Below are 23,498 nucleotides of genomic sequence, written 5' to 3'. Positions count from 1 at the left end.
ATGCTTGAGTCAAAGCCGGTGGCTTTCAAATGCAAACCGCTCACCCTCCCCCACGCTGCATGTACAAATCAAAACGCTTCATGAAGGTGTAGCGCTGCGCGTCATCCAGTCCGGCAAACCGAAAACTCACCCGCAGCACCGGGATGCGGATCAGCCCGATCACACGCGGAGCGACCACCTGCCATTTCAGGCCGAGTGCACCGTCACCGATGCGCACGCCAGCGGCACCGGTGTGTAATTTCCAATGATGTTCACCAATCGCTTGCGGCAGCCACATCAGCCACTCGGCCTCTGTGCAACCCATTTCGCGCTCAAAGCGCTCGGGGTAAAATGCTTGCATTTTGATAGCTGCTTACGCTTATATAACAAGCGCTAGAGGCCAATTTATTGTATAAATCATCAGCCACCAGCAATGGGTGGCCAGATGGCCAGCACGTCGCCCTCGGCCAGCGTTTTGATGGTGCGTTGCTCGGGCGCAATGTAGCTGCCGTTCACCAGCACCAGATGCACCTGCTTGGGCGGCAGGCGGTACTGCTCGACCAGTTGGCCAATGGTGGTCTCAGGCGCAATGTCCAGCGCCACGATGTTGGTGTATTGGGACTCTGGCGGCAGGTAGTCGGTGAGTGAGGCAAAGAGTTTCAGGGTGATATTCATGCCCACCTATCCTAGCGTTTGCGCCCGGTTTTGCTGCCAGACCAGTCGTCCTGCCCCAGCGCCGAGGCCTGGTAGGCTTCCACCAGGCGGGTGGGGTCCTGCATCAGCTTGTCTTTCCACGGCCCCAGCTTGATCTGGCCTTCGACCAGGCCACGCATCACGCCAATGTGTTCGGTCCAGCCGACCGCGTTGCAGCCAACCATCACGTCGTCTTGGAAGCGCAGGCTCAGGTGGCGGCCTGAGGCTTTGTCGGTCAGCTCCACATGGTCGCCGCCGGGGGTGCCCTGCCAGTCACCAAAGCTGGCTGAGATCAGGCCCAGGGTGTCGAGCACGTTGATTTGGGTCACCCCATTGAGGTCAGCCTGCGGGGGTTTTCCCTGTGCAAAGGCCACCATGTTGGCGGCGGCAATACGCGCCTGCTCGGCAGCGTTGGGCTGAATGGCACTGACCATGGTTTTGCCGGACACTTTGTCAAAAGCCTCGGCGCAATCCCCGGCGGCAAACACGCCGGGCACGTTGGTTTGCAGGTGTTCGTCGGTCAACACACCCAGCAGGCAGGTGATGCCGGAGTTCTCCAGAAAACCAATCGCCGGGCGCACACCGGCAGCGCTGATCACCAGATCGGCCTGTACGGTGGTGTCATTGGACAACTTCACAGTCAAGGGGGTGCCGGGCTCAATCGACTCCACCCGGGTGCCGGTGAAGACTTCCACACCTTTGGCCTCACACCAGTCACGGATCATGCCGCCAGCGGTGGGGCCCATCATGCGTGGCACCATGCGGTCACCCATTTCCACCACGCTCAAGTGCACACCACGTGCGGTTAAGGCTTCCATGATGATGCAGCCGATGAAGCCCGCGCCGAGTTGCAGCACCCGCGCCCCAGGTTTGGCACGCTCGGCAATGGCACGTGCGTCGGCCAGGGTCCAGCAGGTATGTACGCCCTCGGATTGGATGCCGGGGATCGGTGGGCTGACCGGGTGGGAGCCGGTGGCGATCAGCAAGGTGTCGTAGGCCAGCGCTTCACCGTTTGCAAATACGATTGTTTTTGTAGCTGCTTGTGCAGATTGCACCTTGGCTTGAAGCACATTGATCTTTAAATCTTCAAAATGTGTCGGGCTTTTGCGCAGGTAGGTGCCGTGTTCGTCGATGTTGCCCATCAACAGGTAGGGGATGGCCATGCGCGAGTAAGACGGCTCGGGCTCGTCGCCGATCAGGGTGATGGTGTCCCGTGGTGCCAACTTGCGGATGGTCTCGGCGGCAATCACACCAGCGGGGCCGGCACCGAGGATGACGTGGTGGGTCATGGGGGTTCTCCAGAAAAAAAACGGCTCCTTGCAGAGCCGTTGTGTGGGGGTAGGGGTGGCGTTTACAGGCTCAGGCGCTCACGGGTGGCTGCAGTGGGGCGGCCCTCAGTGTCCCAACCGCGTGCTTCGTAGTACAGCGGCAGCATGGTGGCCAGCTCGTTGTACTTGCCTTTGGCCGGGCCGGTTTTGCACGCACCGTCTTCACCCGTCAAGCGGGCTGGCAGGCTGTCATCGGCCTTGGTGAAACCTGCACGGTTGTTGAACTCGCGCTCCATGTTCCAGATGCGTTCGCCAATTTTGGCCAGCTCTTCAATGGTGTACTGTTCACCACAGGCGCCCTGCATTTGTGGTGCCAAGTCTTGCAGACCCCAGGCAAAGGTAGTGAAGATACACACACCTGACGAGTCAAACGCGGCGGTGGCATCCTGGAAGGCCTTGACCAGCTCAGGCTTGCCTTGACTCTCCAGTGGGTCGGTCTTGACCGGGATACCCAGGATTTCAGACGCAATGGTGTAGCCACGCAGGTGGCAACCGCCGCGGTTACTGGTGGCATACGCCAAGCCAATACCCTGGATGGCGCGTGCGTCGTAGGCCGGAAATTCCTGGCCTTTGGAGGACATGCTGAGTTCCGGGTGGCCATATTTGGCGGTCAGGCGTTTGGAGCCCAGGCCAATTTCCTTACCAAAGCCACGACCGTTGACGGTTTCTTCCGCCAAGAAAGCCACCGCACGGGCCGAGCCAAAGGGGGCTTCGATACCAAGCTGCTCTTTGGTCAAGATACCCATGCCATAGAGTTCCATCACGGCACCAATGGTTGCACCAAAGGTGATGGGGTCAATGCCTTCTTCGTTGCACAGCATGTTGACGTATTGCAAGGCTTCCAGATCGTTCACGCCATTGGCCGCACCCAGCGCCCAAGCGGCTTCGTATTCCAGACCACCGTTGGCACCGCGGTACTGCGGCTTGTTTTCGATGGTGAAGTGGCCTTCGTCCATCTTGCTGATGCGCCCACAGGCAATGGTGCAGCCAAAGCAGGCCTGGTTGGTGACCAGTTGCTTCTTGCCGTCGGTCTTGCGTGGCGTGGCCATGGCTTCGGCACCAATGTCCTTGGCCCCTTCAAACTGGTTGTCTTGGTGGTTGCGGGTGGGCAGGCCGCCCACTTCGTTGATCACACTCATCAGCACCTGGGTGCCCATCGCAGGCAGACCGGTGCCGGTGACACCGTTGTCGGCCAGCACTTTTTTGGCGGCTTTGGTGGCGGCCATGAAAGCTTTGGGGTCATGGAGGTTGCCCACACCCTTGGTACCACGCACGGCAATGGCCTTGAGGTTTTTGCTACCCATGACCGCGCCCACGCCGGAGCGGCCGGCGGCACGGTGCAGGTCATTCACCACGGCGGCAAACAACACGCCGTTTTCACCGGCCTTGCCAATGCTGGAGACGCGGGTCAGCGGGTCTTGCAGGCCTTTTTTGATGATTTCTTCGGTTTCCCAGACGCTCTTGCCCCACAGATGGCTGGCATCACGCAGCTCGGCCAGGTCGTCGTTGACGTACAGAAAAACGGGCGTGGCGCTCTTACCTTCAAAGATGACCATGTCCCAGCCAGCCATCTTGAATTCGGCGCCCCAATAGCCACCCGAATTGGAGCAGGCAATGGCACCTGTCAGCGGGCCTTTGGTGATGACGGTGTAGCGGCCTCCGGTGGAGGCCATGGTGCCGGTCAACGGGCCAGTGGCCCAGATGATCTTGTTGTCGGCAGACAGGGGGTCAACGGCCGCATCAACTTCTTCGACCAGGTACTTGGTACCCAGGCCGCGCGAGCCGATGTAGCTTTGCGCCCATTCCATGTTGAGGGGTTCAGACTTGACGGTACCCGCGGTCAAGTTAACGCGGAGGATTTTTCCAGCCCATGACATGATGTGTGCTCCTTAAGCGGCGGTTGCTTGGTTGCCAAGCTTGTTGGCCCACTGTTCCATCTTGGACAGTCCCGTCCAATTGGCATCAATGAAGGTAATAGCGCTGGTGGGGCAGGCATCGGCACAAGCCGGTTCACCGCCGCACAAGTCGCATTTTTGTACCTTGCCAGTCTCTTGTACGTAGTTGATCGTGCCAAACGGGCAGGCAATGGTGCAGACTTTGCACCCCACGCAAGTGGACTCATTCACCACTTTCGCCCCGGTAAGCTTGTCCACCGTAATGGCTTCGACCGGGCATGCGTGCAAGCACCAGGCTTCATCACATTGGGTACAGGTATAGGGTACCTTCTTGCCGGTATGGTGAAAGTTGAATACCTTGATGCGCGATTTGGCGGTAGCGAAAGTGCCGTAGTTCTCAAAAGAACAGGCCATTTCGCACTGCAGACAGCCGGTGCACTTGTCTGCGTTGATGTGCAACACCTTTTGCATTTGTGTCTCTCCTAAAGGTTAAATCCAAACATCACTTATGCAATGCTTTTCCTATGAAATCTTATGCATAGCGATTGTTGGAGTTTGACGCACTCTTTGTCCTAGTATTAACCCTAATTTCACGGTGTATTCACGCGAAATTCTCAAAATGAGACGAAAACAGACCCAGAACCAGATACTCCAGATGAGCCGGTGTTTTCGCTATTTGGATAGATTGAGAAGGGGCCTGACTGAAGGCGCCCGCCACTGATCACGTCGAATCAACCGGGGCAAATTCCCTGCGCCTGGGGGCGGTACCCGGCAGCTTGCTGCGGGGGGGTTATGTCTCTTTGTGATCAAACCAGACGGTATTACGCCCCGCATCCTTGGCCATGTACATGGCTGCGTCAGCGCGGTGCAATATGGCATCTTGCGTGTCTTCACTGTGAATAAACAATGTCACACCAATGCTGGCGGTGCAATGGTGAATGACCGGACGGGTGCCGCCCCCACCGGTTTTTGTTTGTACCTCATAAGGCTCAGCCAAGGCGATGCGGATTTTTTCCGCCACGCCGGTGGCCTGCAGCTGCGATGTGGTCTTGTCGGTATCCAGATTGACCAACATCACCACAAACTCATCCCCACCAAAACGTGCCACCGTATCCACTTCACGAACACAATTTTTCAACCGCCTGGCCACTTCCACCAGCAGCAGGTCACCGGCATCATGACCACATTTGTCATTAAGCGGCTTGAAATTATCCAAATCCAGAAACATCAAAGCACCGTAACACAAGCTGCGCTTGCTGGCAGTTAATGCATGATGGAGCCGGTCGGTCAGCAAACGCCGATTGGGCAGCTGGGTCAACGCATCGTTAAACGCCAGTTGCTGCACCTGCAGCTGCATTTGGTGTCGCTCGGTCACATCTTCGAAAATGGCGTAGGCCTGCGTAAGCAGGCCGTCCCTGAACAAAGGTGTCGCACTGACCATCAGCCACACCAGGTCACGCCCAGGCACCTGCACCCCCATCATCACATCTTTCACCGGCTGGCCGGTCTTAAGAGCCAACTTGATCGGATGTTGCTCTCCCGGGATCAGACTGCCATCTTCACGAATGATTTTCCAGTCTGAATTGGTCGGTGGTTGATCCTGCAACTGATCCATCGTCAAACCCAAAATACGCTGTGCAGCCGGATTGGCCGACGTGATATGCCCATCCACGCTCTGAAACACCACGCCGTGCGGAACCGTTTCAAAGAGAGTCCGAAACTTGTCTTCGCTGGCTTTGAGTGCGGCCTGGGTTTGTTTGTGATCAATGACAATACCCGCCAAAATGGCAAATTTCTCAATGGTGACAATGTGTTGCGGCGTAGGTGCGGTAGATTCGCGGTAATAAATGGCAAAAGTGCCCGACACCTGCCCTGCCGACGACATGATGGGTTGCGACCAGCAAGCCACCAAGCCAGCCTGTGCGGCCAATGTTTTGTAGTCAGACCAGTACGGGTGGGTGGCAATATCTTCCACAATGACACGCTCACCCGTGAATGCCGCTGTGCCGCACGAACCCACGCCCATGCCGATCTGAATCCCCGCATCCATGATCGCCGCGTTGTAAAAATCGGGCAGACTGGGTGCCACACCCTTACCGAGGTGCTGACCATCGTCCGTCAGCAACAAGATACTGCACCGCATGGACGGATTGAACTGCTCAACCCCACACACAATAGACTCCAGCACATCAAGCAATACAACGGTGCCGGTCATCATCTCCAGAATCTGGCTGCGAAATTCTTCTTCCAGTTGCACCCGTTTCACCAAAGTAATGTCGGTGTGTGTGATGGCAACACCATTCTGCGCAGCATTGCCCAGCGGCACCGCCACCATCGTGAACCAACGCTGCTGTTGTGGTGAGTGGCACGGGTATTCAAGGCTAAAGCGCTCCAAGCGCCCCTCCATCACCGCCGCAATACCTTCATGGGCTTCACTGGCACCCTCGCTGCCAGTGCCCATCGAATCCGCGCATACCTGCAAGTAGTTGCTTCCCAGGCCCGTCAAGTGTGCCGGTTGACCTGGCTCATCTCCATTTTCCAGTGCAAAGTGCTGCCAGTGTGCATTCACTGCCACGATCATGCCCTTGTTGTCCAGCACGGCCACTTCTGCCGCCACTGAATCGAGAATGGACTTTTTGAAAGCCTCACTGTCTTTCAGGGCCTGGTCACGTTGCGCCAGGGTATCGAGCATGTTGTTGAACTGCTGGGCGAGTTGGGCTGTTTCGTCACTACCACTGATTTCCGCACGCAATCCTGCACGACCTGCCTGGATGTCATGCGCCACCTTGCCAATAACATAAAGCCTGCGCGTCAGGGAACGACTGGCGACCATTGCAAAAACAAGGCTCAAAACCAGTGCCACCAGGGTGGAGACAAAACCACTGAAAGTCATTCGAGCGAGCCAAATTTCCAATTGGTTGCCAGCCAAGCCAAGGCGTACCCAACCGATCAAACGATCATTCATCATGACCGGACTTGACACATCGACCAGGTAATTTTCCTTTTGCTGCACCCTGATATCAGCCACCTCCGGGAAATCACTCACATATTGCCCTCGTCGTGTGGTCTGACTGTGAGCCAGCACCTGGCCTGAGGTATCCAGAACCATGACATAACGCAAATTCGGATACTCGGACAAACCTCGAATAATTTCCTCCAACCCACTGAAGTCTCTGGATACCACCCACACCGCACTTGACGCGGCAATGCTGCCCGCCAAAGCACGTGCCTGCAAGGTATGCTGTTCCAGGGCCATGGCCTTTTGGTACCGGATGACATCCCAAACAAAAAAAGACATCATGAGAACCATGGTCAGTGCCATACCCACCATCAGCTGCCGGCGCAGGTTGCCAAACAGCAATTTTTTGAGTCGCGTCAGCGTCATGGGCGCTCCACAGGCCGCACAGTTTTCTCAAACTGTCTGACATACTGAGCCACCACCTCGTAGCTGGCATCATCGGACTCGTGAAAACGCGCTGTTTCCATACCTTCCAGTATGCTCAAACCTGCGGGTGTAGAAGCCAAGTTGAGCAATGACCGTTTGACTTGGTCGCGCACGGTGACAGGCACATCGTTACGTACCATGACCGAATTGTTGATCAACGACCCGGTTTCCCAGATCACTCGCAGAGCCGCAGCCTCCGCAGGGTGATCATGCTGGAAAAGTCGCCACGGTGGTGGCCAGGTTGCTCCCGCCGCCGCCTGCCCCAGATAGACGTTCAGGATGGATGATTCCTGCGAACCCACATATACATTCCGAATGTCATGCGCCACATCAAGACCATGGGTATACAAAAAATACTGCGGCATGATCGCTGCGGCCAGGGCCGTGTGGGACGGATAACTCACCACCTTGCCTTTGAGATCCGCCGGAGTTTGGATGCCGCTGTCTTTGCGAACGATAAAAATGCCCTTGAAATCTTGCGCATCTCCGGCCATGGCCATCACGTGGTAGCCCACCTTCATCGCCTGCAAGGTTTGCCACGGATTAGGCAGCAAAAACGCTGGTTCACGCGCCGCATACTTTTGCTCAAAAACTTGGTAATCCCGTGAAGCTTCAAGCTCCAGACGGGCATTGGTCAATTGGCTATTAAGATGATCAATCAGCGGCTGATAGACAGCACTCAGCTTTTGTGGATTGTGCAAAGGATGCACAGCAAAACTGTAAACAACCACTGAACCTGGTTTGGTGCTGCTGTACTGCAAGGGGTCTTCATGTGGCGATGGTTTACAACCAAGCACCAATCCGGCAAACAGCCAAGGAATCAGTTTGACAAAATATTTCAAGCTTTTCACGATCCCACAACTTCAAGCAGGTTTGCCAGCTTCTTTCTGGTATGTGCCGCCAAATGTAACACTTGGCTATTCAAGCGCCAAGCACGTCAAACAGGCCCCATCAAAAAAGCCACCCCAGGAATTTCTCCTTAGGGTGGCTTTGGGAATAACCGTCAAATTGGACTATGGCAGCTTGACCGCTTGAATGTCTACCTTTTGTTTGGCACCCAGACCCAGTGTTTTCACAAAAGAGACCTGGTGGCCACGGGTGGTGATATTGTCGTCATGGATGGCAAAACCCACGTTGTACACGCCACCGGCTCTCAAAGTCTTGTCATCCGTGTTGGTCAGCCCCAGGGGACGTGTCAACACCACCGTCCACTTGCCGTCTTTCCATGCTGCCATGGCATTGTTGTCAGCGGCTGACCCTTTGGCATCGGTGCGACTGATGATGTAGTCAGGAATCAGGTCGCCCTCCTTCCAGCCTGCATTGGGGTCAAATGGCACGGCATTCTCTTCTTTCACCAGGAACAGATTGCCCTTGCGGGCCTGGCTGTCCGCCGTGATGGACCTGAAGCCCATCTTCTTCTCGTCAAACATGAACAAGGGCTGGTGCGTTTTGCCATCTGCATTGCCACCAAACATGTCCTTGCCTGCGTCACTGAGACGCCATTCCAGCACATAACCATCGTCTGCCATGCCGACCGCATTGCTGCGGTGGGCACGCCATTGAATCAGGTCGACAAACTTGCCATCAGCCTTGAGTTGGCTGATTTCATCAACACTCTTGCCGGTTTTCCAGTCCGACGGATTGGAGCGTGTGTCAGGCAAAAACTTGCGCACGTCACTCTTCTTGATGGCAGTGAGCAAGGCGTTCGCGGCGACTTCTTCTTTGGTGAACTGCTTGGGCATGTCACGTTGACCATCGTGGCAGGTCAGCCAGCACCCCTGTTTGGCAAAGCCAGGAACCTTGCCGTCGTCGATGATGATCGACATGCGGTCTTCGTAAATGCCGGGTTGCTTGCCCTCTTGCACGACCTTGTCCAGCTTTGGAAAGCCCCAGACGTTCCAGCCATGACCGTCATAACGCAGGTACTGGTGCTCGGTGCCGGGGTAAGGGTTATCGGTTTTCCACTCGTAGCGCAAATACATGTTCTTGCTGTCATAGGCGGCTTGAACACTCAGTTCTTTGTAGCCACTCTTTCCTTTGACGGGCACGGGTTCCAGGCGGCCGCCTTTCACAATCTTGTTGCCCAGATCCTGCTCAGCGCTTGGTTCGTCGTGGCATGACACGCAGGAATCCCCACGATTCACCTCCACATCGGCCCCCTTGTGTTCGGGGCTGCGCAGCCATTCATAGGAAGATTGACCCGGATAAAAAAGCCCGATGGAGACTGGCTTGATCTTGCTCCAATTGATGCTTGCAGGATCAGCTGCGCTTGCGCTGCCCAAGCCCAAAGCCATGACGGCCAGAACAATTGCATTTCTTTTTAACATGATTTTCCTCTCGTAAAAATCATGACGATGCATAGCTTGTGCCAATGCCCAGTGATCCGGCTGACAGGGATTGGCCTGACTCTCAGAATCAAGCTTGAATCACTGGGTGTGACACTTGCCCCAAAGAAAATTCCGGACATCACAGACAGGCGACAACGCTGCCACTCCATGTCACTGAAAAATGACATCCGTCGCTATTCAGTGACAATGCCCCAGCGTTTCATCCGCACGTATAAATTCTGGCGTGGAATGCCGCTCAGGCGTGCCACTTCCGACATATTGCCATGGGCGGTTTGCAGCAAACGGTGCAGGTAATCGCGCTCGAATTCAGCCCGCGCCTGCTGGTAAGCCAGTGGCGTGTCCGGTTCTGGCGGCGCATCCACCGGCACGGCGGGCTGCGGGTCGCCGCCTGGGTTCAGATGAACCCTATCAATCACACCACCTCTGTGCAGCGCCACCACCCGCTCAATGCAATGCTGCAATTCGCGCACATTACCCGGCCATGAACAGGCCTCCAGAGCACGCACCGCATCGGCGGTGAAGGGGCCACATTGCTTGGCAAACCTGGCGTTGTAGTGCTCCAGAAAATGCACCGCCAGCCGAAGAACATCACCGCTGCGCTCGCGCAGCGGTGGCAGGCGCACCGCCACCACGTTGATGCGGTAATACAAGTCCTCGCGAAAGCGCCCAGCCTTGACCTCACCGGCCAGCGCTCGATTGGTGGCACAAATCAGCCTGAAGTCGGTCGTGCGCGCCTGAGTGCTGCCAATACGGCAAAAGCTGTGGTCTTGCAGCACACGCAGCAAGCTGCTTTGCAGCTTGGGGCTCATGTCGGCAATTTCATCCAGAAACAAATTGCCGCCATTCACTTTCTCAAAATAGCCAGGTGTGGTCTGGCTGGCCCCGGTAAAAGCCCCTTTCTCGTAACCAAACAACAGACTTTCCAGCAAAGACTCCGGCAAACCGCCGCAATTGACCTCCAGGTAAGGTTTGTGTGAGCGCTGGCTCAGCGCGTGGGTCAGCTTGGCAATGACGTCTTTGCCAGTACCGCTTTCGCCCTCCAGCAGCACCGTGGTGTCGAGCCCGGCCACCTCCCGGATCTGGCCCTGCAGCCGCTCCATGGCAGGCGACTGCCCCACCACATGGGGCGCACCCGACTCCTGCGCCAACCGACTGCGCAAACTGTCGATTTCCCGGTAGGCACGATCCAGCTCCAGTGCCTTGCCCACAGCCGCCTCCAGCGCCTCCAGGTCTTCAAATGGCTTGGACAGGTAATCAAACAAACCCTCGCGTACCGCTGCCACGGCCTCATGCACATCGGCATAACCGGTGATCAAAATCGCCACCAGTCTTGGTTTGCGTGAACGGAACTCCCGCAACAAGTCCAGCCCCTTGTCATGCGGCAATCGCTGATCCATCAGCACCAGATTGAAATCCATGTCGGCAAACAGCCGCCGGGCCGCCGCACCATCTTCGGCCAGATGAACCTCTGCGGTTTTTCGCATCAATTGCTGAATCAGCGTGCGGGTATAGCGGTCATCATCAACGACCAGAATTTTGGGCAACATGGCTATGACTCCGATGATTTGGACTCTGGCAACTGATGTGCGTCAGGCAACCAGACCGCAAATTGCGTGCCACCACCCGTCTGGTTCTCCATCCGCACATAACCCCCATGCAACAAGGCCACATGCAGCACCACCGGCAGGCCCAGGCCAGTGCCTTCGTTGCGGGTGGTAAAAAAGGGCAGAAAAACCTTGTCCAGTATGTCCGCAGCAATACCTTTACCGTGGTCAGTCACCGAAAGCTCCCAGCCTGACGCATGAGATTCCAGGTTAACGACAGATGCCAGTCTGATCACGATGCCACCATCACTCTCGGTCGCCTGTGCCGCATTGAGCAGCAGGTTGAACAAGGCATGTCGGATCAGAATCGGATCCACCGTGAGCACAACGGGCTGATCCGGCACCTGAACCTCCACCGGCAATCGTCTGCCTTCGGTCTGGCGAAACAACAAGACCGTTTCATCAATCACCTGAGCCATGGCTGTCGGCCGACTCTCGAAGCTCGACACTTTGGAAAACCTCAGCATGGACTGAATAAAGGCGTGGCAGTCCGCCCCGGCACGATGAATTTCCTTGAGCAACTCACGGGTTCTGACCGGGTCATCCGCCTCCCGCTTGGCCAGTTGCGCCAAATTGACCACCCCGACCAGGGGGTTGTTCAATTGGTGGGCGATCTCCCCCACCATCGTGCCCAGTGCGGAAAGTTTTTCAATTTGCAAGATGCGCTGATGCTCCGTGCTCAGCCGCAACAACTGGTGCTCCAGGTCATGCTTACGCTGGTAATCACGCTCCACCCGACCCAAGGCCACATAAAAAAGCCCCAAAACCCCTGCCCCCACCAACAAGCTTGACAGGGTGACAGCCAGGATTGAGTTCAAAAAGGTCTGTTGCAACTGTGTGATATCACGCATGACCACCATGTCACCAATACGCTGGCCACTGGCATCCCGCAAGGGAAGCATGGCCAGATGCAGCACCCTTTCTCCTTCTGTAAACACCTCAGTGTCACCTCGTCGCAGCTTCACCAGCACACTGTCGCGTAATGCCTCAGGTACTTGACTGGTCGTTTGTGCAACCAGCACCTGCGAATCAAACCGAGCCCAGCTGCCTTCACGTTTAAGCAGCTTCAAGCCTTCCTGCCATTGCTGCGGTGACAACATGCGCTTGTCTATCATCACCAACACGTCCACCGACAAACTGTCGTGAATTTCGTCCACAAGGTATTCGATTTCTTCACCTATTTCCATATAGCCCAGTGTGTTGCCGTTCACCAACCAAGGCATCACCAGACGCAGGGTGAGTGTTCCCAATGTTCCGAGTTCCAATCCATGCACGGCCCTGCCTTGTTCACGGGCACGGATTGAGGTTCCCCTTGCAATCAAGTCACCAAAATGTGCCGGACTGTGCAGACGCACCACATTCACCAAGTCCGGGCTATTGAAATACAGATGGGTGATGCGGTGATCTTTGTGCAGGACTTCAAACAGCGGCCCTACTTCACGGCGCAATGCCTCCCTGTCCAGGTGGCTGAACGCCAGCTCAATGGATGGATTGGTCATCAAGGTACGCAAAACCCCCTGCATCAAATTGGCATCCTTGCCAAGCTTTTGGTCAAACAGTTTGGACACAGCGGTCACACGGTCAGCCAAGGCGCGGTCACGCACCTTTACCTCCAGAAAGTACGCGGTGGCCACAAACGCACACAAAATGAAGGTGAGTACCAGCGCAAACGGCCAGATAAAGACCGCCTTGACGCGTCGGGGTTGCGGGGTGATGGATAAGGTGTTCAAAATAAAAAATGGGGCCTCACCCCGCTAGATTAACAAGGCCGTCATCCGAATGCGACCAAATGCGATAAATTCGCTCCATCCACCGAGCCCCATGATGCCCTACAGCACACCCTTGACTCACCAGACCAGCACCACCAGCCAGCGACTGGCCAACATTGATCGCGCCCGCCATGCGGTGATGCTGGAACACTCACAAGCCCCGGTGCATGAGGTGGCACCGTGGATTGAGCGATCCTGGCGGCGCTGTGTCAGCTTGGGACTGCAAATGCAAGACCCGGTCAACTTCAATGCGGTATCGGGCCAGCTCACCCAACACACCCTGGAAGTTAATCGCCAACTTGTACGATCAGCCAAACCCATACTGGAGAGTCTGGCCCGCGCGATCATCAACACCCGCTACTTTGCCATTTTGACCAATGCCCAAGGCATCGTGGTGGATGCCAGCGGTGCCATTGACCACGCTGACCCACGCGCCCACCTGATCACCCGCATAGGCACCGATTTGTCCGAACCCAGCATTGGCACCACGGCCATTGGTACCGCGCTGACCGAGTTGCAACCGGTATGGCTCCACCGGGGTGAGCATTTTTTTGAAGCCACCTCAAGCTACAGCTGCGCCGGTGCTCCCCTTTTTGGGCCCAATGGAGCTTGTGTCGGCATGCTCGATGTCACCGGGGTGGATGTTCAGGAGCGACCAGAACTGAAACATTTGGTGAAACAATCCGCCTGCAAAATCGAAAACGCACTGGTCATGGCACAGCCACACAGCTTGTTGCTGCGTCTGAACTGGCCAGGCAACACTCTGGGCACTGACGCAGATGGCATCCTGTGCCTGGACACGGATGGCTGGATCAGTGGTGCAAACCGGGTAGCACGCCAGATGGTGCCGGGCCTGAATGACTCTGGCCTGGCAGCCGTACATGTCACCGATGTGTTTGGCCTGCCGATGGGACACCTGTTTGATACCAGCAAGCAACCCAACCGTGTCCTGGAGCTGCCACTGTGGAGCGGTTTGCGGCTACATGCCCAGGCACTGGCGCGAACAGATGAAGCCCGTGTATTCAAAACCATTCAAGGCAACGCGCCAACCGTGCCACTGCGTGACGTGGAAGCATCCATGATCCGAAAAGCAGTGGACGATGCCCGCGGCAACGTGGGCCAAGCGGCTAAAGCCTTGGGCATCAGTCGTGCAACGCTGTACCGCAAACTCGGGCATAAAACAACAACCTAAGGGCTCAGGGGCTTGCGGTCCAACAACAGTTGCGCAACGGCGCTACACCCGGGCCAGCACCAAGGCAGTTTCGTCCACACACGCGGTCACTTTACTGCCCACCCGCAAACGATTGGGCTGCTCGGCAAAACCCACCAGCTGCAAGCCACCTGGCAGGCTCATGACCACTTCATCACGCAAGCCACCGCGTGACAAACGCGCTACCTTGCCATCCACCAAGTTGACGGACTGCTCCCCGGCCAACTCCGCAGGAACACCCGCCTGCACAGCAGGGGTTGCAGTGCTCGCCCGGATATGCACCGCTGTCGCCTTACACAGGGCCAGCACCGCTAGTCCAGGTGTCAAACCCAGCAGTTCGGCACTTTCAAGGGTGATGGATGCATGCATGTGGCCGGCTGACGGCAACGCCAATGTGACACGTACGGTAGGGTCACCGGACGTGGCACCCAACAACTGTGTGACCTGACATGGCAAGTTGTTGCGCATGCTGGTACGCAACCCCGCCCCTGGCAATGCCTGCGCCGCTGCACCGGTAAAACGCATCAGGACATCGCGGCGCGCAGTCTCCATCTGTCGGGCCGCCTCCAATAACTGAACCCCTGCTTCAGTGAGCTTGGCACCACCGCCACCAGCGCCTCCCACCGCACGATCCACCAACGGCACACCCGCCAAATTGCTCAAAGTGTGAATCGCCTGCCAAGCGGCCTTGTAGCTCACCCCTGCCTGGCGCGCTGCCTGCGATATGGACCCGGTTTGCCCAATCAGGCGAAGAATATCCATGCGTTTATCAACTGCGGCATGGCCTAAAGCTTTGGGAGAAATGGCGTTTTTACTCATGGCATGGATTGTGCCCGCCACTTCAGCAACCTGAAACCTCGTGTGAATGCCAAGGTTACACTTTCGCTATTCACTATAAGAATAGCGTATTCATGCATACCCTGTTCCTGCGCGCCTGAGAAACCAGCTTTCCCGTCATCCATCTGGAGTTTATTGATGAAATTTTCTTTGAAACCCTTGTTGCTCAGTGCCCTAACGCTGGCGTTTTCCGCCCCAGGTCTGGCCGAGCAGACCCAAATTGCCGTAGCCGCCAACTTTGCGGAGCCCATCAAGGCGATTGCCGCCGTGCTGGAGAAAACCACTGGTCATACGCTCAAAGTCACGCTAGGTGCCACCGGCAAACTGTATGCCCAGATCAAAAATGGCGCACCATTTGATGTACTGCTGGCCGCCAACACCGCCACCCCAGCAGCGCTTGAAAAAGACGGCCTAGCCAAAACAGGCAGCAGCTTCACCTACGCCAATGGCAAATTGGTATTGTGGTCAGCAGACACTACCAGGGTGGATGCCAAGGGAGAGGTTCTTCAAGGCAACAGCTTTCACAAACTAGCCTACGCCAACCCCAAAACCGCCCCTTATGGTGAAGCCGCCGTACAGGTGATGGACAAACTAGGCTTGACCAGCAGCTTGACCCCCAAACTTGTGCAAGGTGAAAGTATTGGGCAAGCCTTTCACTTTGTGTACACAGGCAACGCCGAGATTGGCTTTGTGGCAATGTCACAGGTGCTCGAAGGTGGCAAACTCAAAGGAGGCTCGATGTGGGTGGTGCCCCAAGCCCTGTACCAGCCAATCCAGCAAAATGCCGTGTTGCTGCAGCATGGTGCCAACAATGCGGCCGCCCAGGCACTGGTGCAACTGCTGCAAAGCCCCAACATCAAGAACCTGATTCGCTCTTACGGTTACGACCTCTGAACACCATGAAAACCCAGCCATGCTGACCGATACCGACCTGCAAGCCATTGGCCTGACCCTGCAAGTGGCAGCACTCACCACCGTGATTTTGCTGTTGGTAGGCACACCACTCGCCTGGTGGCTAGCACACACCAGGTCATGGGTCAAAAAACCATTGTCTGCACTGGTGGCTCTGCCAATCGTGCTGCCACCTTCGGTGCTGGGGTTTTACTTGTTGGTGTTCATGGGGCCACAGGGAACACTGGGCCAATGGATGCAGGCCCTGGGTCTGGGCCTGCTGCCCTTCACATTCACAGGGCTGGTGGTGGCTTCCGTCTTTTACTCCATGCCTTTTATGGTGCAACCGATCCAGAACGCTTTTGAAGCCATGGGCACACGCCCACTGGAAGTAGCCGCCAGCCTGCGGGCCAGCCCGATGGATGCGTTCTTCAGCGTTGTGGTACCCCTGTGCAAGCCTGGCTTTGTGACCGGAACCATCATGTGTTTTGCCCACACCGTGGGTGAATTCGGTGTGGTGCTAATGGTCGGCGGCAACATTCCCGGTGCCACACGGGTGGTGTCGGTGCAAATTTACGACCATGTCGAGGCCATGGAATATTCGGATGCCCACCGGCTGGCTGCCGTGATGCTGAGTTTCAGCTTTATGGTGCTGCTGGTGCTGAACATGGTCAACAGTGCCCGCCGCAAAACGGGGGGTGCATGAACACCAATGCCTTGCAACTTCAGGCGCGATTGACGCGTGACAGCTTCACACTGGACATTGATCTGGCCCTGCCCGGCCACGGCGTCACGGCACTGTTTGGTCCGTCTGGCTCGGGTAAAACAACCGCCTTGCGTGTCCTGGCTGGACTCGAACCTGGTGCGATGGGCCGCGTGTGTCTGCAAGGCGAGGTATGGCAAGACAGCACCCAAGGCATCTACAAACCGGTTCACCAACGTGCGCTGGGTTATGTATTTCAGGAAGCCAGCCTGTTCGAGCATCTGAACGTACAAGCCAATCTGCGATACGGTTTTCAGCGCACACCGGCCGCGCAGCGCACTCAAAGTTGGGACAACACGCTTGAGCTGCTCGGCATTAGCCATCTGCTCAAGCGTTGGCCCCACGAACTCTCTGGCGGTGAGCGCCAGCGCGTGGCCATAGCCCGGGCTCTGGCCACCAGTCCCAGGCTGCTGCTGCTGGATGAACCCTTGGCCGCGCTGGATGCCCCCCGCAAGGCTGAAATATTGCCTTATCTGGAACGATTACAAGCCGAGCTGCAGTTGCCAGTGATCTATGTCACCCACGCCATAGACGAAGTCGCTCGCCTGGCTGAACATCTGGTACTGCTGGATAGGGGCCGGGTCACCGCTTTTGGCCCAACGGCAGAACTTCTGACCCGGCTGGATTTACCCCTGGCACATGGTGACACGGCTGGCGCGGTGTTGTGCTGCAAGGTGGTGTTTCATGACGATCAGGATCACCTGACCCAGACCCACTTTGCGGGAGGTGAACTGACGGTGCCACGCCAACACACAGGTATCGGCCAGCCATTGCGGGTGCGGGTCGCGGCACGGGATGTCAGCCTGACCTTGCAGCGCCAAACCGACACCAGTATTTTGAACATCATCGCCTGCACAGTGCACACCATGTCCCCCGATGGCCCCGGCCATGTGATGGTGGTTCTGCATGCGGGTGACACATCCCTGATGGCACGTATCACCGCGCGCTCAAGTCGTAGCTTGGCGCTGGAACCTGGCAAAGCGGTGTTTGCACAAATCAAAGGGGTCGCGGTGCTGGAATAATTGCTATTTAATATATAGCCATCCACGCAGTATTGATGAGCACTAGAGGCCAAATTTACTTAAAAAAATCAAGACTCGCTCTTTGCAAGCCATTTCTGAATCTGGAGCGGTTCAAAACGGTCAAATCTGTCCAGCAGTGCCACAGGCTCAGGTTCCACAATCAACAGGGAACGGTGCGGGGGTTTCATGAACTGCTCATGGGTAGCATGGTCCAGAAACGTGGTCAACGCATCGTAATAGCCTGCCACATTCAACAAACCACAAGGTTTGGCATGAATACCGAGTTGCGCCCAGGTCCAGATTTCAAAAATTTCCTCAAACGTACCAATTCCACCTGGCATGGCAATAAAACCGTCAGACAGCTCCGCCATCAAGGTTTTGCGCTCGTGCATGGACTGGGTGACGTGAAGTTGCGTCAAACCTGCGTGTGCAACCTCCTTGCGAGCCAAAGCCTCAGGAATCACCCCCACCACCCTGCCGCCAAGTTGCAACACCGTGTCAGCCACCAAGCCCATCAAACCAATGCTGGCACCACCATAGACCAGGCCCCAGTCCCGTGCCACCAAGGCACGCGCCAGGGCGCGCGCACCCTCTGCATAGGCGGGTAATCTGCCAGAACTGGAACCACAATACACACAAATGTTTTTCATGAATCAACCCTGTTACAACGTTGCAGCCACCCCCGCCCGCGCCAACATCGCATGTAACAGCACATTACACCCGGCGGCAATGTGCTCTGGCGTGGCGGATTCAAGCTCATTGTGGCTGATGCCGTTCAAGCAAGGGATGAAGATCATGCCGGTGGGGGCCAGTTGGGCCATATAGACGGCATCGTGCCCGGCCCCGCTGACCACCGGCATGTCGGAGTAGCCCAGCTTGGCCGCGGCACTGGCCACGGCGTTTTTGCAATCATCGTGGAAGGCTTGGGCTGGGTAGCTGGAGACCAGGTCATTCTGGACATTGAGTCCGGTCTGGGCGCTCAGGCTGGCGGCAAAGGCTTTCACCTCGTCGGCCATCTGGTCGACCAGGGCATCGGTGCTGTTGCGCAGGTCGATGCTGAATTTGACCCGGCCCGGAATCACGTTGCGGCTGTTGGGGAACACCTGCACCATGCCGACCGTGCCACGGCCATGGGGCTGGTGCCGCATGGCGCTGGCCACCACCTCTTGCATGATGTGGGTGGCCACTTGCATCGCATCCTTGCGCAGCGCCATCGGGGTCGGGCCGGCGTGCGCTTCCATGCCGGTGACGGTGCAGTCAAACCAGCGGATGCTCAGCACGCCTTGCACCACGTCGATGGTCACGTCGTTGTCTTCCAACACCGGGCTTGTTTATCGAGGTCGGTGAGGCTGGCCCAAACGCGGTCGCCGTTGATGCGCAGGGTGGAGATGTCGGTGGTGGTCATGGATTTATCCTTAAAAAAAGGAGCTGCCAGCACTTACTGTACATGCTCTGGAGGCCTAAAAGAGGCTATTTCTGAATTAGCGCTGTTGCAATTGCTTCTGCCCCAAGGAGACCATTCAACCCCGCCACTGGGAAAACCCCGCTTTCAACAGCTAACTGATACATGGCCCATTGTTAATGGGAAAAGAAAGCTTTCTGAGTGAATGAACATCCGAACGATGTATGTGGTGCGTACCTGCACCCAGGTTTTCTACATACGGGTTTTCCAGCATGACAAAACCGGAAACGCGACATAACATTACATAAAAAGTACGACCGTGCTTTTTATGATTCAAGCCGGTTGACACAAGCAATCGGCACCTGATCAGCCAGCGACCGCAGCAGCATCCAAGAGGTCGCAGTTCCGTTAAATCCAAATTCCTTCTAACTCAAGGGCTACGCAGCCCTATTGGAGACAACTGTGAAAAATACCGTGATGACTTGGCTAGGTGCCTGTCTGCTAGCCCTTGTTCTATTTCCCGCTACCTCTTTCGCTGCGGGTTACACCCAGACCAACTATCCTATCGTGCTGGTGCACGGTCTGTTTGGCTTTGACAACATTGGCCCGGTGGACTATTGGTATGGTGTTCCTTCGGCCCTGCGTGCTGACGGTGCCAAGGTGTATGTGGCCCAGGTGTCGGCGGCCAACAGCACCGAAGTGCGTGGTGAGCAGTTGCTCACGCAAGTCAAACAAATCCTGGCGGTCACAGGCGCAGCCAAGGTTAATTTGATGGGCCACAGCCATGGCGGCCCCACCAGCCGCTATGTGGCTTCCGTGCGGCCAGACTTGGTGGCATCGGTCACCTCCATCGGCGGTGTGAACAAGGGCTCTGCCGTGGCAGACCTGTTGCTGAACGTGGCCCCGCCCGGATCGCTGACCAGATCGATGCTTCTATCGGCAACCAATGGCTTGGCCACGATGATCAACTTTCTCTCGGGCGGGTCAGGCCTGAGCCAGAACTCGCTGGCAGCAGCCGAGTCACTGAGCACCGCCGGTTCGTTGAAATTCAATGCGGCTCATCCTGAGGGTGTGCCCACTACCGCCTGTGGTGAAGGCGACTACATGGCCCGTGGTGTGTACTACTTTTCCTGGAGCGGTACACAGCCCTACACCAATGTGCTCGACCCCATTGATGCGCCCCTGCTGCTGACCTCGTTGGCCTTTGGGGGTGCGAAGAACGATGGCCTGGTGTCCAGCTGCTCATCCCACCTCGGGCGCGTCATCCGGGACAACTACGCCATGAACCATCTGGACGAAGTCAATCAGACCGTGGGTCTGGTCAACCTGTTTGAAACCAACCCGGTGACCTTGTACCGCCAGCAGGCCAACCGACTCAAAGGTCTGGGCCTGTAGGCAAGTGTCTATGCGACACCTCAGTGTTGCCCGCGTCTTGCTGGGTTTATGCGCATTGGCCCTGGTGGCGACAGGGCTGTTGTACTGGCAACAAGGCGATCAACGGACGGGAGTTACTTTGGCCGCGCAGGCGCAGACTGGCGGGCCAAAGCCATTTGCCAGATCCTTGCAGGGCACCTTGCCCGATGGCGACTTGCAGCCCCCGCGTAGCAGCAGTGACACCGAGGGATCAGGCGCCTTGGCCTACGGCGAACTGAGGCGTTTGTTTGACTACTACCTGAGCACCGTGGGTGAGCAGAGTGTCGAGGCCATCACGGCCCAGATCCGCAGCGAACTGCCGCGGCGACTACCTGCCCCCCAGGCACAAAAAGCCCAGCAACTGCTGGATCGGTACATTGCATTCAAGCGTGATCTTGTCGGTTTGGAAGACAAGCCAGATCTCTCAGGCAGTGCTGTAGCAGCAATTCGCCGCCGGATGCTGGCGGTGCAAGACTTGCGTGCCCACCACTTCAGCGCTGATGAAAATCAGGGCATGTTCGGTTTTGAAGATGCCTACGACAGGGATGCCATAGCCCGCCTTGAGATCAGCCAGAACCCAGCCCTGAATGTCGAACAAAAGAAACAACAGCTCACCGCGTTGGATGCGTCCCTTCCTGCTGCCCTGCGCGCTGAGCGTGAGGCCAGCAACCTGGTGGTGCGTATCGAGCAACAAGCCACGGACATGCGTGCCCGAGGTGCCAGCGAGGACGACATCTACCGCATGCGGGCCAAAGAACTGGATCCCCAAGCTGCCACTCGTTTGGCGGATGTGGATCGGGAAGAGGCCGCGTGGAAGGACCGCATTGCCCACTACCGCGATGAGCGCACCAAACTGCTAAAGGCCAATGCGAATGCAACCGAGTCCGAACGACAAGCCAGCCTGACCCAGTTGCAACAAAGCTTGTTCACCGAGGCAGAACGCCCCCGCTTGGCTGCCTACGAGTAGCCCTGCACATTGCGTCAATGAGCGGCCACGGCGCAACACTCAGTTGTCACCCCACAAATCGCTGAACTTCTTGGCTCCATCCGCTGAAACACTGGATTTCATCGGTGTGCCCTTCGGATACTCCTCGGCGATGCGGTCTTCCCAATACGTTGCCGGATTGGGCGCGCTGCAAAGCCGACGGTACACCTCTTCTGGAACATGCTTGTAGGCCAGCACGGACTTGTTGTCCCAATGCAGGTCGAGTTGTTTGGATGTGGTGTCGTAGTTGGCCGTCCTGATGCGGCCACTTGTGAATGTTTTGGAGGGCATGTTTCAGGTCTCACTGGAAGAGCAACAGGAAATGAAGCGCTCAGTCTACGTGACCTGAACATGTTGTTCCGCCTTAAGCCACCCCCGCCCGCGCCAGCATCGCATGCAGCAGCACATTGCACCCGGCAGCAATGTGCTCGGGCGTGGCACTCTCGATCTCGTTGTGGCTGATGCCGTCCTTGCAGGGGATGAAGATCATGCCGGTGGGGGCGAGCTTGGCCATGTAGACCGCGTCGTGCCCGGCACCGCTGACCACCGGCATGTTGCTGTATCCCAGCTTGGCCGCCGCACTGGCCACGGCGTTTTTGCAGTCGTCGTGGAAGGCTTGGGCTGGGTAGCTCGACACCAGCTCGATCTGAACATTCAGGCCGGTCTTGGCGCTCTGGCTGGCGGCAAAGGCTTTCACCTCGTCGGCCATCTGGTCAACCAGCGCGTCGGTGCTGTTGCGCAGATCAATGCTGAACTTGACCCGGCCCGGAATCACGTTGCGGCTGTTGGGAAACACCTGCACCATACCCACCGTGCCACGGCCATGGGGCTGGTGGCGCATGGCCGTGGCCACCACCTCTTGCATGATCAGTGTGGACACCTGCATGGCGTCCTTGCGCAGCGCCATCGGGGTCGGGCCGGCGTGGGCTTCCATGCCGGTGACGGTGCAGTCAAACCAGCGGATGCCCAGCACGCCTTGCACCACGCCAATGGTCACGTCGTTGTCTTCGAGCACCGGGCCTTGTTCGATGTGGGTCTCAAAAAAAGCACCAATCGGGTGGTCGCCAGGTTCCTGCTCACCGATGTAGCCGATGCGCGCCAGTTCTTCCCCCACGGTTTTGCCGTCAATGTCTTTGGCGGCGTAAGCGTGCTCCAGCGTGAAGGTTTTGGAGAACACGCCCGAGCCCATCATCACCGGCACAAAACGTGAACCTTCCTCGTTGGTCCAGAAACTGACCTCGACCGGGGCTTCGGTCTCAATCCCGTGGTCGTTCAGGGTGCGCATGACTTCCAGGCCAGCGAGCACACCGTAGTTGCCATCGAACTTGCCGCCGGTGGGTTGGGTGTCGATGTGGCTACCGGTCACGATGGGTGGCAAGGCATTGTTGCGGCCGGGGCGGCGCATGAAGCCGTTGCCGATTTTGTCGATGGTGACGGATAAGCCTGCCTCACGCGCCCACTTTGTGACCAGGTCGCGGCCTTGTTTGTCGAGGTCGGTGAGGGTTAGGCGGCAGACTCCGCCTTTGGGGGTTTCGCCGATTTTGGCGAGTTCCATCAAGGAGTCCCAGAGGCGCTGGCCATTGATGCGCAGGGATGTAATGTCTTTTTGGGTGGTGGTCATGTCAGTTTTCTCCTGTGGGTGAGTATTCGGGATAAGCCGGGGTGGCCCGGCGGCCACTCACTTTCTTTTGCTTCGCCAAAAGAAAGTAAGCAAAGAAAAGGCGAGCCGACGGCAGGGCCGCTACGCGGTTCCTTGCGCTGCTCGCAGACTGCGGGGGCTGGCTCGAACTCGCTTCGCTCAGACAATCGCCAGCCCTTTTTCCGCAGTCTGCTGCGCTGCTCAGCCCTGCCTCAACGGCGGGGAGAGTTGCGGCACTTTGCTTCGCTCGTGCTGGGGGCGAAGTGGCGCACCAC

General features: G+C 57.1%; 20 protein-coding genes and 1 pseudogene. 6 read left to right on the top strand and 15 right to left on the bottom strand.

Annotation, left to right across the window (positions count from 1 at the left end):
* Positions 1-40: 40 nt before the first annotated feature.
* The 10 genes from LDN84_RS06705 to LDN84_RS06660 form a co-directional block, all read right to left on the bottom strand.
* Positions 41-340, bottom strand: a complete 300-nt coding sequence (locus LDN84_RS06705; RefSeq protein WP_223910177.1) for a hypothetical protein — start codon at positions 338-340, stop codon at positions 41-43.
* 59 nt (positions 341-399) lie between these two features.
* Positions 400-654, bottom strand: a complete 255-nt coding sequence (locus LDN84_RS06700) for a MoaD/ThiS family protein (protein WP_223910175.1) — start codon at positions 652-654, stop codon at positions 400-402.
* Positions 655-665: 11 nt separating this feature from the next.
* Entirely contained in the window at positions 666-1,961 is a 1,296-nt protein-coding gene (locus LDN84_RS06695) for an NAD(P)/FAD-dependent oxidoreductase (RefSeq protein WP_223910171.1), read from the bottom strand.
* 62 nt (positions 1,962-2,023) lie between these two features.
* The gene (locus LDN84_RS06690; RefSeq protein WP_223910168.1) at positions 2,024-3,877 is read right to left on the bottom strand and encodes an aldehyde ferredoxin oxidoreductase family protein; all 1,854 of its coding nucleotides are present in this window, start codon (positions 3,875-3,877) and stop codon (positions 2,024-2,026) included.
* 12 nt (positions 3,878-3,889) lie between these two features.
* Positions 3,890-4,366: a 4Fe-4S dicluster domain-containing protein gene (locus LDN84_RS06685; protein ID WP_223910165.1), complete on the bottom strand. Its 477-nt coding sequence runs from the start codon at positions 4,364-4,366 to the stop codon at positions 3,890-3,892.
* Between the two features lie 319 nt (positions 4,367-4,685).
* A complete protein-coding gene (locus tag LDN84_RS06680; protein WP_223910162.1) occupies positions 4,686-7,280 on the bottom strand; it encodes a diguanylate cyclase domain-containing protein in 2,595 nt (864 codons plus the stop codon).
* Positions 7,277-8,191: a phosphate/phosphite/phosphonate ABC transporter substrate-binding protein gene (locus LDN84_RS06675; protein ID WP_223910159.1), complete on the bottom strand. Its 915-nt coding sequence runs from the start codon at positions 8,189-8,191 to the stop codon at positions 7,277-7,279. The genes LDN84_RS06680 and LDN84_RS06675 overlap by 4 nt, the downstream gene beginning before the upstream one ends.
* 162 nt (positions 8,192-8,353) lie before the next feature.
* Complete coding sequence (locus LDN84_RS06670; RefSeq protein ID WP_223910155.1) at positions 8,354-9,667, bottom strand: ethylbenzene dehydrogenase-related protein; 1,314 nt, start codon at positions 9,665-9,667, stop codon at positions 8,354-8,356.
* Positions 9,668-9,861: 194 nt separating this feature from the next.
* Positions 9,862-11,235, bottom strand: coding sequence for a sigma-54-dependent transcriptional regulator (locus LDN84_RS06665; protein ID WP_223910152.1), 1,374 nt, complete (start codon positions 11,233-11,235; stop codon positions 9,862-9,864).
* Positions 11,236-11,237: 2 nt separating this feature from the next.
* Positions 11,238-13,022, bottom strand: a complete 1,785-nt coding sequence (locus LDN84_RS06660) for an ATP-binding protein (protein ID WP_223910149.1) — start codon at positions 13,020-13,022, stop codon at positions 11,238-11,240.
* Between the two features lie 94 nt (positions 13,023-13,116).
* Here LDN84_RS06660 and LDN84_RS06655 point away from each other — a divergent pair, with 94 nt between their 5' ends.
* Positions 13,117-14,253, top strand: coding sequence for a helix-turn-helix domain-containing protein (locus LDN84_RS06655; RefSeq protein ID WP_223910146.1), 1,137 nt, complete (start codon positions 13,117-13,119; stop codon positions 14,251-14,253).
* A gap of 42 nt (positions 14,254-14,295) precedes the next feature.
* Here LDN84_RS06655 and modE read toward each other — a convergent pair whose 3' ends face one another.
* Entirely contained in the window at positions 14,296-15,090 is a 795-nt protein-coding gene (gene modE / locus LDN84_RS06650; protein WP_223910143.1) for a molybdenum-dependent transcriptional regulator ModE, read from the bottom strand.
* A 156-nt stretch (positions 15,091-15,246) separates the two neighbouring features.
* Here modE and modA point away from each other — a divergent pair, with 156 nt between their 5' ends.
* From modA to modC, 3 genes are read left to right on the top strand one after another with little or no spacing between them, the layout of a single operon-like run.
* Positions 15,247-16,002, top strand: a complete 756-nt coding sequence (modA, locus tag LDN84_RS06645) for a molybdate ABC transporter substrate-binding protein (protein WP_223910140.1) — start codon at positions 15,247-15,249, stop codon at positions 16,000-16,002.
* A 19-nt stretch (positions 16,003-16,021) separates the two neighbouring features.
* On the top strand, positions 16,022-16,705 hold the full coding sequence (gene modB, locus LDN84_RS06640; RefSeq protein ID WP_223910137.1) for a molybdate ABC transporter permease subunit: 684 nt from the start codon (positions 16,022-16,024) through the stop codon (positions 16,703-16,705).
* Positions 16,702-17,784 carry a molybdenum ABC transporter ATP-binding protein gene (gene modC, locus LDN84_RS06635; RefSeq protein WP_223910134.1) on the top strand — a complete coding sequence of 361 codons (1,083 nt, stop codon included), beginning with the start codon at positions 16,702-16,704 and terminating at the stop codon, positions 17,782-17,784. Before modB ends, modC begins: the two co-directional genes overlap by 4 nt.
* Positions 17,785-17,852: 68 nt before the next feature.
* Here the strand turns inward: modC and LDN84_RS06630 are convergent, their stop codons facing one another.
* A complete protein-coding gene (locus LDN84_RS06630) occupies positions 17,853-18,434 on the bottom strand; it encodes an LOG family protein (RefSeq protein ID WP_223910131.1) in 582 nt (193 codons plus the stop codon).
* A 12-nt stretch (positions 18,435-18,446) separates the two neighbouring features.
* Positions 18,447-19,109, bottom strand: a pseudogene (locus tag LDN84_RS06625) (hydantoinase/carbamoylase family amidase); the annotation flags it as partial.
* A 554-nt stretch (positions 19,110-19,663) separates the two neighbouring features.
* Between LDN84_RS06625 and LDN84_RS06620 the strand changes: the two are divergent.
* Together LDN84_RS06620 and LDN84_RS06615 are read left to right on the top strand one after the other, a co-directional pair.
* Positions 19,664-20,581 (top strand): lipase family alpha/beta hydrolase, encoded by a 918-nt coding sequence (locus tag LDN84_RS06620; protein ID WP_223912807.1) that lies wholly within the window; start codon positions 19,664-19,666, stop codon positions 20,579-20,581.
* 10 nt (positions 20,582-20,591) lie between these two features.
* Positions 20,592-21,566, top strand: coding sequence for a lipase secretion chaperone (locus LDN84_RS06615; protein WP_223910128.1), 975 nt, complete (start codon positions 20,592-20,594; stop codon positions 21,564-21,566).
* 39 nt (positions 21,567-21,605) lie between these two features.
* Here the strand turns inward: LDN84_RS06615 and LDN84_RS06610 are convergent, their stop codons facing one another.
* Both LDN84_RS06610 and LDN84_RS06605 read right to left on the bottom strand, forming a co-directional pair.
* On the bottom strand, positions 21,606-21,875 hold the full coding sequence (locus tag LDN84_RS06610) for a KTSC domain-containing protein (protein ID WP_223910125.1): 270 nt from the start codon (positions 21,873-21,875) through the stop codon (positions 21,606-21,608).
* 73 nt (positions 21,876-21,948) lie between these two features.
* The gene (locus LDN84_RS06605) at positions 21,949-23,205 is read right to left on the bottom strand and encodes a Zn-dependent hydrolase (RefSeq protein WP_223910122.1); all 1,257 of its coding nucleotides are present in this window, start codon (positions 23,203-23,205) and stop codon (positions 21,949-21,951) included.
* Between the last annotated feature and the right edge of the window lie 293 nt (positions 23,206-23,498).

Origin of the sequence: Rhodoferax lithotrophicus, assembly GCF_019973615.1 — a bacterium.
In the GTDB taxonomy this organism is placed as follows: Bacteria; Pseudomonadota; Gammaproteobacteria; order Burkholderiales; family Burkholderiaceae_C; genus Rhodoferax; species Rhodoferax lithotrophicus.
This window is presented reverse-complemented; position numbering and strand designations above follow the sequence as displayed.